The sequence below is a fragment of the Paraflavitalea pollutisoli genome (assembly GCF_029360705.1).
GTDB classification, from domain to species: Bacteria; Bacteroidota; Bacteroidia; order Chitinophagales; family Chitinophagaceae; genus Paraflavitalea; species Paraflavitalea pollutisoli.
In genome coordinates this window covers 26,176-39,923 of the sequence record NZ_JARKMX010000014.1, presented here as the reverse complement: position 1 = coordinate 39,923, position 13,748 = coordinate 26,176, and the positions used below count along the sequence as shown (strand labels likewise).

Annotated in this window: 16 protein-coding genes; 2 read left to right on the top strand and 14 right to left on the bottom strand. The window is 51.8% G+C overall.

What is annotated here, in order from left to right:
- Positions 1–74: 74 nt before the first annotated feature.
- Both P2W70_RS30780 and P2W70_RS30775 read right to left on the bottom strand, forming a co-directional pair.
- Entirely contained in the window at positions 75–443 is a 369-nt protein-coding gene (locus P2W70_RS30780; RefSeq protein WP_276485445.1) for a hypothetical protein, read from the bottom strand.
- A gap of 292 nt (positions 444–735) precedes the next feature.
- On the bottom strand, positions 736–1,119 hold the full coding sequence (locus P2W70_RS30775) for a hypothetical protein (protein WP_276485444.1): 384 nt from the start codon (positions 1,117–1,119) through the stop codon (positions 736–738).
- A 70-nt stretch (positions 1,120–1,189) separates the two neighbouring features.
- Here P2W70_RS30775 and P2W70_RS30770 point away from each other — a divergent pair, with 70 nt between their 5' ends.
- Entirely contained in the window at positions 1,190–2,155 is a 966-nt protein-coding gene (locus P2W70_RS30770; protein ID WP_276485443.1) for an AraC family transcriptional regulator, read from the top strand.
- A 2-nt stretch (positions 2,156–2,157) separates the two neighbouring features.
- On the opposite strand, the gene P2W70_RS30765 is transcribed toward P2W70_RS30770, so the two are convergent.
- The 12 genes from P2W70_RS30765 to P2W70_RS30710 form a co-directional block, all read right to left on the bottom strand.
- Entirely contained in the window at positions 2,158–2,784 is a 627-nt protein-coding gene (locus P2W70_RS30765; RefSeq protein ID WP_276485442.1) for a class I SAM-dependent methyltransferase, read from the bottom strand.
- Between the two features lie 113 nt (positions 2,785–2,897).
- Positions 2,898–4,172 (bottom strand): NAD(P)/FAD-dependent oxidoreductase, encoded by a 1,275-nt coding sequence (locus tag P2W70_RS30760; protein ID WP_276485441.1) that lies wholly within the window; start codon positions 4,170–4,172, stop codon positions 2,898–2,900.
- Positions 4,173–4,373: 201 nt separating this feature from the next.
- Complete coding sequence (locus P2W70_RS30755; protein WP_276485440.1) at positions 4,374–5,411, bottom strand: ferredoxin--NADP reductase; 1,038 nt, start codon at positions 5,409–5,411, stop codon at positions 4,374–4,376.
- A 9-nt stretch (positions 5,412–5,420) separates the two neighbouring features.
- The gene (locus tag P2W70_RS30750) at positions 5,421–6,425 is read right to left on the bottom strand and encodes a YhdH/YhfP family quinone oxidoreductase (protein WP_276485439.1); all 1,005 of its coding nucleotides are present in this window, start codon (positions 6,423–6,425) and stop codon (positions 5,421–5,423) included.
- A complete protein-coding gene (locus tag P2W70_RS30745; protein ID WP_276485438.1) occupies positions 6,415–6,945 on the bottom strand; it encodes an O-acetyl-ADP-ribose deacetylase in 531 nt (176 codons plus the stop codon). Before P2W70_RS30745 ends, P2W70_RS30750 begins: the two co-directional genes overlap by 11 nt.
- Positions 6,946–7,010: 65 nt before the next feature.
- Positions 7,011–7,853, bottom strand: coding sequence for a helix-turn-helix domain-containing protein (locus tag P2W70_RS30740; protein ID WP_276485437.1), 843 nt, complete (start codon positions 7,851–7,853; stop codon positions 7,011–7,013).
- 76 nt (positions 7,854–7,929) lie between these two features.
- Entirely contained in the window at positions 7,930–8,412 is a 483-nt protein-coding gene (locus P2W70_RS30735; RefSeq protein WP_276485436.1) for a cupin domain-containing protein, read from the bottom strand.
- A 170-nt stretch (positions 8,413–8,582) separates the two neighbouring features.
- Positions 8,583–9,338, bottom strand: a complete 756-nt coding sequence (locus P2W70_RS30730) for an SGNH/GDSL hydrolase family protein (protein ID WP_276485435.1) — start codon at positions 9,336–9,338, stop codon at positions 8,583–8,585.
- An 81-nt stretch (positions 9,339–9,419) separates the two neighbouring features.
- Entirely contained in the window at positions 9,420–10,313 is an 894-nt protein-coding gene (locus tag P2W70_RS30725; RefSeq protein WP_276485434.1) for a helix-turn-helix domain-containing protein, read from the bottom strand.
- A 106-nt stretch (positions 10,314–10,419) separates the two neighbouring features.
- On the bottom strand, positions 10,420–11,241 hold the full coding sequence (locus P2W70_RS30720; RefSeq protein WP_276485433.1) for an SDR family NAD(P)-dependent oxidoreductase: 822 nt from the start codon (positions 11,239–11,241) through the stop codon (positions 10,420–10,422).
- 121 nt (positions 11,242–11,362) lie between these two features.
- Positions 11,363–11,905 (bottom strand): methylated-DNA--[protein]-cysteine S-methyltransferase, encoded by a 543-nt coding sequence (locus P2W70_RS30715; RefSeq protein ID WP_276485432.1) that lies wholly within the window; start codon positions 11,903–11,905, stop codon positions 11,363–11,365.
- On the bottom strand, positions 11,886–12,215 hold the full coding sequence (locus P2W70_RS30710; RefSeq protein WP_276485431.1) for a tRNA-binding protein: 330 nt from the start codon (positions 12,213–12,215) through the stop codon (positions 11,886–11,888). The genes P2W70_RS30715 and P2W70_RS30710 overlap by 20 nt, the downstream gene beginning before the upstream one ends.
- Positions 12,216–12,286: 71 nt before the next feature.
- Between P2W70_RS30710 and P2W70_RS30705 the strand changes: the two genes are divergently transcribed.
- Positions 12,287–13,723: a Gfo/Idh/MocA family protein gene (locus P2W70_RS30705; RefSeq protein WP_276485430.1), complete on the top strand. Its 1,437-nt coding sequence runs from the start codon at positions 12,287–12,289 to the stop codon at positions 13,721–13,723.
- The last annotated feature ends 25 nt before the right edge of the window (positions 13,724–13,748 follow it).

Sequence of the window (13,748 nt, the reverse complement as noted above, 5' to 3'; positions counted from 1 at the left end):
GAGGCTTAAAAATTTACATGTAGATAATTGCTATGTCATGACGTGGATGGTCATTCCATCGACTACAGAGAGACTCAGGCGAAAATAAAACCCAGTAAGGTAAGGGCGGTAGACACAAACATCATAGTGGCCACGCTAAACTGGGTGGATGGAAGCTCTACTTCTTCATCGACCATCTTAAAATTGGCTTTGAAAGCCATGCAAAGCTTCAGGCCGATCGTGGCATCGTAAAACCCAATGACATTGTTGACGATGAGTGCGGTGAGCAGGTCGGTTTCTCTGACCAGCAGGTAGCCCGCATACGTGTAAAAAACGGCCGACGCCACGCTGAGCCAGGTGTACTGAAAGTTGAATTTACGGGATGCAATAGCCCCTACTGTGGCGATGATCGTTACCACCAGTAATCCGCACAACAATAATGGTAGTACATTCAGGTAGTGCATGTAATTTGGCAGACGTAAAAGTAGTCATTCAATGTTGAGCCTGCAAGCATGAGACGGCATAAAATGGCTATGACTTGCAAATTTCAGATTGGTCATTGGGGAGTTTTGATCCCTTTTTTGACAATTGTCTATTGTTGGCGGCCAGCTGGCCCTCCTGTGGAATTGTTTTCCCTACTCGCTTATATGGAAAAAGCCCGGCAAGCTCCACTGTGGTTGGGTGGTATGCCGGGCAGTCTTTCAGGGCTATTATTATGTTTGGGTTAAGCCATCCTGGTGGCCTTCAACGATACCCTTACTGGGGTGTACGGTATTGTTGTAAACCTCTGGTCTGTAAAAAAGCCATCAGGGCCACCCAGGCTGCCACGCCCGAGATCAGCAGGTAGCCAATAAAACTGAGGTCGAATAACTGAGGTACTACAATGAGCAGGCTATCGGCTACCCAGATGATATCGAGTGTGATAATCAGTTTTACCCATCCTTTGGGGGGCTTTGCCTGCCGGCCCTGCATCCATACAAAACTGGCAAATGCGATCAGAAAGAGCCCGGCCGCCACAAAGGGCCATTGGAGCGCGGCGCCGAAGAGGCCGGCTGTATAGTCAGGGAATAATACGAGTAACAATCCGGCGGCACCTGAGCTGATGGCATTGATCAGTAATACATTTTTGAGCATCTTCATGGTGTTTGTTGTTTGATACAAGGCAAATGTAGCGGCGGTATCCGGCGACAAATTGATAAATTGCGACAATATGCATATTCTCGCTGTACACCTGCATCACCTGCTGCAATATGCGCGGCTACGGGGCTTGTCGCCGGAGGATATTCTCGCGCTTGTTCAGTCAACACCTTTAGACGACCTGGATGAAAAAACACTCATCAAAGCTGATGACCTTTACCGGGTGATCCATGCCATCGATACGCAGCTACCCGACAGCCACTGGGGTATCGCCTGCGGCCAATGTATATCTTTGAAATTACTGGGCGTTATTTATCAGTTATCCTTGCAGGCCACTACCGTGGATGAAGCACTGCATTACCTGCAAACCTATCTCGAGGCAGCTATACCGTTGATCAGGGCAACGACGAGGGTGTCGGCAGAGCAGGTGGAACTGTGTTTCGTGATCGATAACAACTCAATAAACGAAAACCGGGTCCTTCTCGAATATACACTGGCGATTGTAAGCCGTGAGTTGCAGATGATGACCGGACCGGAAACCGATATTCAATTGTCTTCTCCTTATTGGGAAGCCAATTATCCTGCTGCGTGGAAAAAGGGTGAGGCGTTTACGGTGACTTTTGAACCGGTCATCCTCAAAGCTGCTTTACGCAACAACAGCCATTTACAGGTAGACGTATTGGTACCCGAATACCTGCGGATGATCGAACAGCTGAAACCCGATGATAGTTTTGCCGGCAAGGTTAAGCTGGCCCTGTTGTCCATGTCCGATCCACAGTTGCCCGATATTCAAGCGGTATCAGGTGCCCTATACCTGACGCCCCGTACCTTGCAGCGCCGGCTGGCTGCGGAAGGGAGCAGCTTCCGCGAGTTGCTGGAAGAGATCAAAAAGAAGCTCTGTGGTTTGTTGTTGCGGCACGACCGGTACACGGTTGCTGGCATAGCGACGATACTCGGCTATTCCGAGCCGGCCGCTTTCATTCATTCTTTCCGCAAATGGTATGGTGATTCGCCGGATCGCCTGCGGCGTTTACTATAACCTTAGTCCTTCTTCAGTAACAGCGTCAGTATGCGGGGCAAACCTTTTCGATCATCCTCATCGAAGTATTCTTCGATATCTATCAACGATAATCCGCTTTGTTTGCCAGCTTCCACGAAATCGGAAATATGGTGGTTGAAACAAGTGACCAGCTGTGTGCCTTGTGTTGTTTCGAAGCGTGCCATACTGCCGGTATATTGTTTGAAGGGGTGTAGTTCTCCGATGTATACATAGCCACCGGGTTGCAGCGCAGCCGCGGCTTTCTCCAGTATACTATGCAGGTCTTCGATATGTTCCAGTACCAGGCTGAATCCCACCAGGTCGTAGGGTTGCTGCACGAAATCCCAGGGCTGCTGTATATCTGCCTGTACAAAAGTTACTTTGGGGGAGCTGATCTTTTCGCGGGCAAGGTCCAGCATGCCTTGCGATTGATCGACGGCGGTTACCGTGTGGGCTTTATCGATGTACCAAGTGGTGTTCTTACCGGTGCCACATCCTATTTCCAGGCAGTGGTGGATGGGAATGGCGGCGAGTGTAGTACGCAACGCGACGGCTTCCAGATCACGGGTTTTGTTGACATTCGTGTCGTATTGCCCCGCCCAGGCGTCGTAAGCTTCTTGTATATTCATGGCTATGATAATTTAACTGGCGGCCTGTTGTATGCCGCAGGGTGCAAAGATAACGGGAAATAAAAAGCCCCGACCACGCGAGGTCAGGGCGATCTTATTGGATCAAAGCGGTGTTATACTTTCTTTTCCGTAGGGCGGAAGATGAAGCGCATGGCCACGTCTTTGGTAAACCAGGCAAAAGCCCAGTTCCAGAAGGTCTTGATCTTATTGCGGTAATTGATGAGCGACCAGATGTGAATGAAACCCCAGATCAGGGCCGCTGTCAATCCTTTGAAATGTAGTTTGCCGATATCGGCTACGGCTTTGTTTTTACCAATAATGGCCATGGTGCCTTTATCGTTGTAAATAAAGACTTTTTGTTCTCTATTGTCGGCAATGGCACGCAGGTTCTTTGCCAGCAGCTGGCCTTGTTGTATCGCCACCTGTGCCAGTTGGGGATGCCCACCAGGAAAAGCCGGGTCGGTGGTCATGATGCTGCTGTCGCCCAAAGCATAGATATTATTGGTGCCTTGTACCAGGTTGTGTGCGTCGACCATCACCCGGCGGGCACGGCCAACGGAAGTGGCGGGTAGTCCGGGTAATTCAACGGCGATCACGCCGGCTGTCCAGATCAGGGTTTTGGTAGCGATCTTATCGCCGTCGGCGAAGATCACTTCGTCATTGACATAATCCTTTACCTGTTTGCCGAGCAATATCTTGATCCCAAAATGCTCCAATGCCTTATGGGTGTATTGTTGCGATTTTTCACTCATGGGCCCCAGTACTTTCGAGTTGGAATCGACGAGGTAGATAGCGCCGCCCTGCGGATCCTTCAGCTCGGGATAATCTTTACGGTAAATACCGTTGCGCATTTCGGCGAGGATACCCGAGATCTCCACCCCGCTGGGCCCCGCGCCTGCTACCACCATGGTGAGCAGTTTTCTACGCTCGTCAGGATCGGTGGTGATGGTGGCCTTTTCGATCGTTTGCAGAATATAGTTACGCAGTTCAATGGCATCGTTAATGGTCTTCATCGGCACGGCATTCTTCTTCACGTTCTCCATACCAAAGAAATTACTCTGGGTGCCGGTTCCGAACACGAGGTAATCGTAGGTCAGTTCGCCCGTAGAGAGGATGACTTTGTTTTCTTCCGGGATCACCCGCTGGAACTCGCCCATGCGGAAGGTGATGTTCTTTTTATTGTGGTAGAGTTTACGGAAAGGATAACTGATATTGGAAGGCTCCAAAAAGCCGGCGGATACCTGGTAGATCAGGGGAGGAAAGAAGTTGTAGTTGTTTCTGTCGACCAGGGTAATGATGAAGCGGTCGTCTTTGGCCAGTTGCTGTATCAGGTGTACACCGGCGAATCCTCCACCGATGACTACGACCTTTTTTTGTTGACGGTCCATAGCATAAATCCGTTTTGTTAGACAAAAGTAATACCGGTTGCAAAAAGCGGGCCCCTTGACCCGTTGTCTGAATGCGGCTATTCTTTGTCAATAACACACAGATACCCAATACGATGCGCCTCCAATAGAATGCCACCTTCGTGGTCAACAGGCTGGTAGCTTTGGTTTGCCACTGTATAACGCGTAGCGATGCTTTTTTGTTTACAGTTCGAGCACAAGATCTGTCAGTGCATACCCTACACAGGTCAGTACAAGTCCTTTTTGAAGATCCGCCTCTGTCAGCACTTCGTTCATGTACAACTTTACCTCCCCGCTCACACATTGCGCGGTACAGGCAGAGCAGCGTCCGCCTTTGCAGCTATAGGGTAGTTGGATATGTTGTTGCAGGGCAGCAGCCAGGATCGTTTGCGGGTATGCTACTTGAAATTGATGTACCCGCTCACCTTGCCTTACCTGCACCGTCCGGGGTGTGGGATCGATGTCGAGAGCAGGGGGCGGTAAGGGATCTACCGTGAAATTCTCTTTGTGGATGTCGGATGCCGGTATGCCCATCACCCGCAGGGTAAATTGTACCATGCGCATGAAGGAAGCCGGACCACAGGTATAAAAAGCGGTGGGCTGTGCACCGGGATGTTGGTGCCGGTTGATGAGCCATTCGAGCAGGCTGTTGTTGAGGCGCTGATGTGGCAACTCGTGCAGGATCGGATGGCTCAGCAAGTCAATGCGTGTGAAGCGATCTCCATACTGCCCCTGTAGTTGTTGCAACGCTTCGTGATAAATGATGTTGTCTTCGTTGTGGTTCTGGTAGATCAATACTGCCCGGCTTTGCGGCTCGTCGCGGAGCAGTTTCTTGAGCAAGGCGAAAACCGGTGTGATGCCGCTGCCGGCAGCGATGAAAAATATCTGCCGGTGGAAAGCTGAATGGGTGTCAATATGAAAACGGCCTGCAGGTGGTAGACTTTGTACGGTATTGCCTACGGTCCAATGTTGCAGGATTAAACGGGAGATGGCCCCGTTCTCTTTTTTCTTGACGGTGATGAAAGGATGTGGATCGATGCTGGGTGTGGATCCCAGCGAATAAGAGCGCCTGATCTCCTGTCCGTGGTCATCGAACAGCAGGGTGAGGAACTGGCCTGCTTCATACGTCACAGGCTGCCCACTCGTTGCCGACAGTACATAACTGATGGTATGCTTCGCTTCGGGTATTACCCGGGTCACTTTCCAGGTCAACAGATCCATCGGCAACAATTATTTATCGGCCCCTATTTTCACCACCACTCTGCCCATGATCTTGCCTTGCAGGATGGCGTCGATGTAGGTAAAGTTGAGCTCTTCGAGCGTCACTTCTTTGGCGATGGCGTTGAGCTTGTCGCGGATATTCCAGATATCCCTGAACTTATCCCAGATGAGCAGGCGGGTCGTCATCGGCGTTTCGGCCGATCCTACGCCCAGCAGGCTCACGCCGTTGAGGATAAAGGGATAAACGGTGGCGTCGAGTTTGGGCGAAGAGACCAGTCCCGTGCTCACCACAGCTCCTTCGGTCATACAACCTTTCAGCAGGGTGAGCAGGGTATTGCCGCCTACCGTATCGATGGCGCCTGCCCATTGCGGCCGCAGCAGGGCTTTGCCCGAATGATCATTGACAAACTCACGGTCTTCTACCCGCAAGGCGCCCAGGTATTGCAGGTATTCCTGTGCGTGGCTTTTGCCCGACACGGCGATGACCTCATACCCGGCCTTGGCCAGGATCGCGACGGCCAGGCTGCCTACGCCGCCGGTAGCGCCGGTAACGACGATGGGCCCCTGCGAGGGCTGCATGCCCAACATTTCCATTTTGTGCAATCCGATCGCGGCGGTTACCCCCGCCGTTCCCAGTATCATACATTCTTTTAACGTGTATCCTTCTGGTTTGCGCACGACCCAGGCGGCCGGCACACGGATAAATTCACCAAAACCACCGCAGGTATTCATGCCCAGGTCGTAGCCGGTAATGATAACCTCATCGCCGGTGGCGAACCTTTCGTTGCGGCTGATCTCTACCACGCCAGCGGCATCGATCCCGGGGGTGTGGGGAAATTTGCGGGTAATGCCCTTGTTGCCGGTGGCAGAGAGCGCGTCTTTATAATTGAGGGATGAATACTGTACCCTGATGACCACTTCTCCCGGAGGCAGGTCGTCGATGACCCGTTCGATAATATTCCTTTCAAATTTTCCGTCGGCGGTTTCGGTGATCCAGAGTGCTCTAAATGGCATATGATAGCTGCTTTTTGTATAATCCGTAATTCTCTTCGTCGAAACAAACAAAACTGATGGTGGCGATACGATCGGGATGGGCTGCTATGAACTTCCGCACGGTTTCGATGGCTACAGCGGCCGCCTCCTCTTTGGGGTACCGGTAAATACCGGTGCTGATATTGGGAAAAGCAATGGTAGTAATCCCGTGTTCGAGCGCCAAAGTTAGGGTGTTCCGGTAGCAGTTAGATAGCAAATCCCGTTCCCCCTTGTCGCCGCCCTGCCAAACGGGCCCCACGGTGTGGATGACGTAGCGGGCGGGGAGCTTGCCGCCAGTCGTGATGACGGCTTCGCCGGTGGCGCAACCACCTTGTATGTTGCGGATCTTGACACATTCTTCCAGAATGGCAGGGCCGCCGGTCCGGTGGATGGCGCCGTCTACACCGCCACCACCCAGCAGCGAGCTGTTGGCCGCATTGACGATAGCATCAACGTGCATACGGGTGATATCGCCACGAACGAGGGCGAGTTGGGTAGCCATGGTGGTACGATTGATGCGCACAAAGTAGTGGCAAAAATCGGGGCGTCCAATTCCCTGCGGGAATTTTAATCCACCACCGACTCGAGCGTCTGGAAGAAGCTTTGGCGATCGCTGAGAAGCGCAGAAGGAGCGTGGCCGGTAAAAGCTTTGAAATCTCGGATGAAGTGCGCCTGGTCGGCATAACCCGACTCGTAGCTGACATCGGCCCAATGTATCTTGTCGCTGTGCCAACTACGGGCATACCGATAAGCATTGCGGAAACGGATAATGCGTTGGTAGGTTTTGGGGCTGGCGCCAAACTCCAGTTTGAAATGACGTTCCAGTTGTCGCTTGCTGATATAGATAGCGTCACTTAATTGTTCTACTGTAAGGTGGGCGCCTGAATCGCGGATGAGGCGGCAGGCCTCCGCTACGTAGTTGCGATTGGGGGCGAGCTTGCCCAGTCGTTGCTGCAAATGCCGTTCGGCCACAGAAACAAGCCGGGGCATATCGAATACTCCTGCCATTTCATCGTACAAGTGGCCGGCGCTGATGCCAAGTACTGCTTCGGCATCGACTACGCTGTTGAGCAACAAAGCGGGAGGAATGCCAAAGAGTGGGAGCAGGCTTTCGGGTTTGAGCCGGATGCCAAACAGCAGGGTGCCCGGCTGTGCCCGCCAAAAAGCGGTATCGGTATACATACCTGCGAAATAGATGCGAAAGCTCTTTTCCCATTGCTGCCGGGTATTGTCGAATATATCGGCCATCATACCGTCTACCTGCAGGATGATCTCGATGCTGCCCAGCGGCAGACAACGTTGTATGGGCAATTGTCCGGCTGGTGCTGCCTGGCCCGAAACATAGTGCCAGTAACAATCGACATACTGCCTAAGGGGCTGGCTGGGAACATATTCACGGTAGCTCATCATTAACCTCGTTGTTGATCGGGGGTAAAGTACCGTAAAAAGGTCCCAGCCAGCCAATTATTGCTGTGCGAATTGTATTTTAGGATGACTGAACTGTAGTGGGCACCACAAAATGTACCTGGTGGGGCGCGGCCAGTTCAAAGGCTTTGCGCAGGTCCATATTGGGGTAATCGGGTGGTAGTGACAGGTCGGGGACCTCGCTCGGATCGGTTACGGGAATACCCACCGCACGATAATACTTTTCCAGTTCACCGGGCAGCAGCATGGTAATGGTGCGGCCCGCGGTAGTGCCCACATTTTTGAACGTATGAACGGCTGAGCCCGGGATGCGGATCAATTGGCCCGGTGCTACGCGAAAGGGTTTGTCGAGGTCGTGCAGAATGAACTCAAACTCGCCTTCGATGATGTAAAACAACTCTTCATCGGGATGGGTATGGGGAGGAGGACCACCGCCCGGAGGAACGAGGTCTTCATAGATCAGGTACCGACCGTTGCTATCGGCGCCGGTAGCGAGAAAATTAAAGAAATGTCCAAACACGACGAACTGGTTGCCGGGTTTCATAACCTGGAAATTAGGCTGCATAAACTTGATTGATAAAATGAATAAATGTTGGTAATGAGATGAAGGCGCACATCCTGGCCAGGGCATGCGCTGCCTGCATCGGCAGTTGGTTTGGTATATCAGCTACACGCGTGGAGTGTATCGGAGATCTGGTGCAAAATTAAGTGGCATCAGGGGGCCGGGATTGTACAAATGCGACAAGTCGCCACTGTATGCAGCAAGGTACTGCGAATGGCGTTGCTGTACAATAAGGCGCCGTCATGATTGAGGTGTACGCCATCGGTTGTCAGCTGCAGTTTCCTTTTTTTACTCAGCAGCCAGGGGCCGCCGGGCAGCGCTGAGATCAGCCGGTCGAGAAAAGTGACAGATACAAAGTCCTGGATGAAATAAGGCCTGGGCCGGCTGCTTTTCAGGTGGGCTTCAAAATCTTTGGCACAGTCGGCCAGCAGCACCGGTTCGGAGCGCGCAATATTCCGTACGCAGTGGTTGTATTGTTCCCGTTGGTAATTGAGGGAGAAAGAGAGGTTTTCATTGATACAGCCAATGGTGGTGAGGATGATCTTGCCATTACACAGGCGGCTGATGGCTTTGATGGTTTGGCGCAGGTGTTCTTCGTAGTGATGTGGGTTGGTGATGGGGATGATGCCTTTTTTGAGTTGTGACCGGTAGGCAAAACGAAACCAGGCATTCTGCAGCCCGAACCAGGGCAGCAGGATATCGTTGTAACCACCCTGCAGCACGATAAAATCATAGGTGTTGTCGGCGCTGAGGGTCCTGAGTAACCGCTGGGTAATGACCAGCAAGGTATCGCCGTTGCGGCCGATATTGTTGATCTGCCAGTGGGGAAAACGCTGCTGCAATACTTTGGTGTAGCTGGCGCCCACAGTGCCTCGTGTGATGCTATCGCCCGCGACCAGAATTTTCATATACCTCTTTCATTTGGTACAAAAGTAGAATGGCAGCCAGGGCTGCCATTGAATATTTGCGACATAATGATGTGAGGGGGGCTAGTTCAACTGACCGCCCTTCCGGAATTCCAGGGGCTTCATGCCGGTTTGTTTTTTGAACAGCCGCGTGAAATAAGAGCTGTTCTCGAAGCCAAGCATATAAGCGATCTCCGCCACGCCCTGGTCGGCCGACCGCAGCAGGTTCTTGGCTTCGGAGATCAGCGATAAGTGGATCAGTTCGAGCGCTGTTTTGCCCGTCTCCTGTTTGAGCAGGTCGGTGAGGTAACGGGGTGATAAATGCAATTGGGTAGCCATGTAGTTGACAGAAGGTAGTCCTTTGTCTTGCAGTCCGCCGTCTTTGATATACTGTTGTAAGGCGGTATTGAATTTGGTGACTGTTTTGCCCGACAGTTCGGTACGGTTGATGAACTGGCGTTTGTAAAAGCGTTGCGCGTATAGTAGTATCGAGGCGATATGCCCCAGGATGATCTCGCGGCTGTATTCGTCCTGGTTGGTATTGTATTCTGTTTCGATCTTATCGCGTAACTCCCAGATGGTCGCTTCTTCCCTGGGCGACAGGTGCAGGGCTTCATTCACTTCGTACTCAAAGAAACCATATTGCTGCATGATGGTATGCAGAGGATGACCATTGAGGTAATCTTCGTGGATATAGATCATGAAGCTGGCATCTTCAAACTCCAGTCCGCGCATTTCAATGATCTGGCGAGGCTTCATGAAGTACATCGAACCATCCGTATGGTCGTAGGGAGTGCGGCCATACATTATTACGCCTGACTTCAGTTTCTTGAAAGCGATGGCATAGGCATCTACGGTAAACTCACGGTCGCCGAGTGTACAGGAACTAAGACAGCCAATCAGGCTGATCATGGGGTTCTCTGGAGCTGCCCAGCCATTGTCTTTGTGTAGATCGGCCAGGGTTTTGTAGTGCTTCATGCTTATAAATTTATAACAATCAAGTCAATAAGAGGAGAACGGTGCCGGCAGGCGCATCGCCTGCCAGCACCGTCTCCAGTTGTAACAAACAATAGGCGCGCAGGGTTTAGCCGTGTGCGGCAATGCTCACTGCTTTCCAGTTATTGATATCTTCTAAGCGCTTGGTGTACACCTGTTGCATACCATGGTAGGCAATTTTACCGAATAGCAGTCGCTGCGGTGGATTGGGGCTATCGATGACGTCCAGCAAGGGCGCTACGGTAGCCTCGGGTTTGCCCCACATATCGGGGTGCTCGGCCGATTTGGCAAAGGCTTCCCGAACGGGATGGTAATCGTTGATGTCGGCAGTGGTTTGGGTGGCAGAGGCACCGGCCCAATCGGTGGCGTAGCCACTCGGTTCGATGAGGGTGGTTTTGATGCCCAGGTGTGCTACTTCGCTGCCTACGGTTTCGATCAGACCTTCAACGGCAAATTTGGAAGCGTTGTACAACCCCAGCATAGGAATGGTGGTGAGACCCAGGAAACTCGATACCTGTATAATGTGACCGCTTTGTTGCTGGCGCAGTACGGGTAGTACGGCCTGTGTCACCCAGAGGGAGCCAAAGAAATTGGTTTCCATTTGTGTTCTGGCCTGTTCTTCCGTGGTTTCTTCGGTGGTGCCGAACACGCCATAACCGGCATTGTTGATCAATACGTCGATACGCCCAAAATGCTTTTGCACTTTATCGACGGTGCTGAAAACCTCCGCGCGGTTGTTGACGTCGAGCGTAAGGGGGAGTATGTTGTCGCCATAGGTTTTTACGAGTCCGTCGAGTGCGTGGAGGTTGCGCGCGGTGGCGGCTACTTTATCACCGCGTTGCAACAGGGCTTCTGCCCATAATTTACCAAAGCCTTTGGAGGCGCCTGTGATGAAAACGATCTTGCTCATATACTTTTTGTTTTTCGTTTTTGATACCTCAAAAGTAGAGCGGGTGGCGCGGGCGAAATAACGCTGTTGGGGGAAAGAATAGCACAAAAAAACGACGGCAGGGGCCGTCGTCGAATATTCCTTAAAACAACGTCTGCACCCCATGGGCGACTTTGTTCTCGTGGTTGAGCAACCATTTTTTGCGGGCAAGCCCACCACCGAAGCCGACGAGATCGCCTTTGGCGCCAATCACCCGGTGGCAGGGGATGATAATGGCGATATGGTTTTTACCATTCGCGGACGCTGCTGCGCGAATTACTTTGGGATCGCCGAGGCGGCGCGAGAATTCCTGGTAGCTGATGGTTCTGCCAAATGGAATATTGGCGAGTTCATTCCAAACCTTTTGTTGAAAGTCGGTACCATCCTGGTTGAGGGGCAGTTCGAAAGTACGCCGGTCACCATGGAAGTACTGTATCAATTGTTCGATGGCCTGAATAGCAAGGGGAGGTAAGGCATCCGGATTGGTTTGAGCGGCTTTGCCATCTTCCTCTTTCATGAAATGTACTTCGCTGATGTAGTGATCAGTGCCGGAGATGCGCAGCATCCCAACGGGTGAATGATAATATGTGGTGAAGTTGGTCACTAACTCAATCGTTTGCATATTGCTATCCGATCTTCCAACCATTGTCTACTTTTCTTTCAGGTTGTATTAAAACTACATCTTTTTTATCAGTATAAACACCCATGATCAGGCATTCGCTGAAGAAATTGGCGATCTGCCGGGGCGGGAAATTGACAACGGCTACCACCTGTTTGCCGATCAGCTCGTCTTTGGAGTATAAAACGGTGATCTGTGCCGATGACCTTTTGATACCCAGTTCACCGAAATCGACGGTAATTTGGTAGGCAGGTTTTTTGGCTTTCGGAAAATCATTAACTTCCAGAATTGTTCCGACACGCAAGTCGATCTTTTCAAAGTCATCCCAGGTAATCATCTAATATCATTTATAGTATCATCAAATGTAACCATTTAGCTATTCCAAATCATCCAACCACCATTTGCAATATGAAAAGGAACCAGTCTCCGTCCCGCAGATCATTTATCCGTAACTCTTCGCTTGCCGCCGCCGGCTTTTTCATTGTACCCCGTCATGTATTGGGAAAAGGATTCATTGCGCCCAGTGACAAACTGAACATCGCCGCCATCGGTGCCGGTGGTAAAGGCATCGTGAATATTGCCAACGCGTATAACAAAGGTGCCGAGAACATCGTATCCTTATGTGATGTAGATGATCGCCAGGCGGCCGACTCCCGCAAGAAACATCCCAAGGCTTCTTATTACCGCGACTTCCGCGAAATGCTGGATAAAGAAGGCAAGGGCATCGATGCCGTTATGATCAGTACACCTGACCACATGCATGCCGTGATGACGCTGGCGTGTATGCAATTGGGCAAACACGTATATGTAGAGAAACCTCTGACGCATGATATTTATGAGGCCCGTATACTCACACAGGCCGCGGAGAAATATAAGGTCGTTACCCAAATGGGCAACCAGGGCAGCAGCAGCGACGGTACCCGTCATGTGGAAGCCTGGGTGCAGGGAGGCGTAATCGGTAATGTGCATACCGTGCATGTGTGGACCAACCGGCCTACCTGGCCACAGGGCATACCAACGCCCAAGGGCCAGTTTGCGGTACCGAACGAAGTAGATTGGGATCTCTGGTTGGGCACCGCACCTTTCCGCGAGTTTAACCCCGCCTATATCCCGGCCACCTGGCGTGGTTGGGTTGATTTTGGTACAGGTTCACTCGGTGATATGGGTTGCCACTTCATCGATGTGCCGTATCGTGCCCTGCGCCTGAAATACCCGATCTCGGTGGAGTCGAGTGTTACCCGCACCTGGACGGGCTTCTTCCAGGAAGCTTTCAATACCGATAGTTATCCGCTTTCTTCCAAAACACATATCATGTTCCCGGCCCGCGGTAAAATGGTGCCGGTGGAGATGATCTGGACCGATGGGGGCATCATGCCCCGCCGTCCGGATGAGCTGGGCGCTGATGAGCCTTTTGGCGATGACGGTGGCGGTGTGCTTTTCGAGGGTACGAAGGGTAAGATCGTGACGGGTATTTTTGGTGACAATGCCAAGCTGCTCCCAGCCAATAAATTCAATCCCGCCAAACTGCCCAAGCCCGACAGGCCTTTTGTGCCCGGTGGTCCGGAAGGTCACCAGACGCAGTGGACCAATGCCTGCAAGCAAGGGCATGGCGCGTACACCAGTTCGCCGTTTGAAATGGCAGGACCGCTGGTGGAAACCGTGCTCATGGGCAACCTGGGCGTGCGTAGCTTCTATTACAGCGAACCGGATGCAAAAGGCAATAAGAAGTTCATTGGCCGTAAAAAGCTGCTGTGGGACGGTGAAAATATGAAAGTGACCAATTTCGAGCCAGCCAACCAGTTTATCAAGCGGCAATACCGCGGCAACTGGAAGCTGGAGTTGTAGGAGGAAGGCCTAAAAAGTACCAAAA

What these genes read in the sequence shown, in the direction of transcription:
- P2W70_RS30740 (WP_276485437.1), bottom strand. Translation starts at nt 7,853, where the DNA reads ATGATGAGCTACCGTGAATATGTTCCCAGCCAGCCCCTTAGGCAGTAT.
- P2W70_RS30775 (WP_276485444.1), bottom strand. Translation starts at nt 1,119, where the DNA reads ATGAAGATGCTCAAAAATGTATTACTGATCAATGCCATCAGCTCAGGT.
- P2W70_RS30710 (WP_276485431.1), bottom strand. Translation starts at nt 12,215, where the DNA reads ATGATTACCTGGGATGACTTTGAAAAGATCGACTTGCGTGTCGGAACA.
- P2W70_RS30765 (WP_276485442.1), bottom strand. Translation starts at nt 2,784, where the DNA reads ATGAATATACAAGAAGCTTACGACGCCTGGGCGGGGCAATACGACACG.
- P2W70_RS30780 (WP_276485445.1), bottom strand. Translation starts at nt 443, where the DNA reads ATGCACTACCTGAATGTACTACCATTATTGTTGTGCGGATTACTGGTG.
- P2W70_RS30705 (WP_276485430.1), top strand. Translation starts at nt 12,287, where the DNA reads ATGAAAAGGAACCAGTCTCCGTCCCGCAGATCATTTATCCGTAACTCT.
- P2W70_RS30750 (WP_276485439.1), bottom strand. Translation starts at nt 6,425, where the DNA reads ATGCCATTTAGAGCACTCTGGATCACCGAAACCGCCGACGGAAAATTT.
- P2W70_RS30725 (WP_276485434.1), bottom strand. Translation starts at nt 10,313, where the DNA reads ATGAAGCACTACAAAACCCTGGCCGATCTACACAAAGACAATGGCTGG.
- P2W70_RS30720 (WP_276485433.1), bottom strand. Translation starts at nt 11,241, where the DNA reads ATGAGCAAGATCGTTTTCATCACAGGCGCCTCCAAAGGCTTTGGTAAA.
- P2W70_RS30770 (WP_276485443.1), top strand. Translation starts at nt 1,190, where the DNA reads ATGCATATTCTCGCTGTACACCTGCATCACCTGCTGCAATATGCGCGG.
- P2W70_RS30760 (WP_276485441.1), bottom strand. Translation starts at nt 4,172, where the DNA reads ATGGACCGTCAACAAAAAAAGGTCGTAGTCATCGGTGGAGGATTCGCC.
- P2W70_RS30745 (WP_276485438.1), bottom strand. Translation starts at nt 6,945, where the DNA reads ATGGCTACCCAACTCGCCCTCGTTCGTGGCGATATCACCCGTATGCAC.
- P2W70_RS30730 (WP_276485435.1), bottom strand. Translation starts at nt 9,338, where the DNA reads ATGAAAATTCTGGTCGCGGGCGATAGCATCACACGAGGCACTGTGGGC.
- P2W70_RS30735 (WP_276485436.1), bottom strand. Translation starts at nt 8,412, where the DNA reads ATGAAACCCGGCAACCAGTTCGTCGTGTTTGGACATTTCTTTAATTTT.
- P2W70_RS30715 (WP_276485432.1), bottom strand. Translation starts at nt 11,905, where the DNA reads ATGGTTGGAAGATCGGATAGCAATATGCAAACGATTGAGTTAGTGACC.
- P2W70_RS30755 (WP_276485440.1), bottom strand. Translation starts at nt 5,411, where the DNA reads ATGGATCTGTTGACCTGGAAAGTGACCCGGGTAATACCCGAAGCGAAG.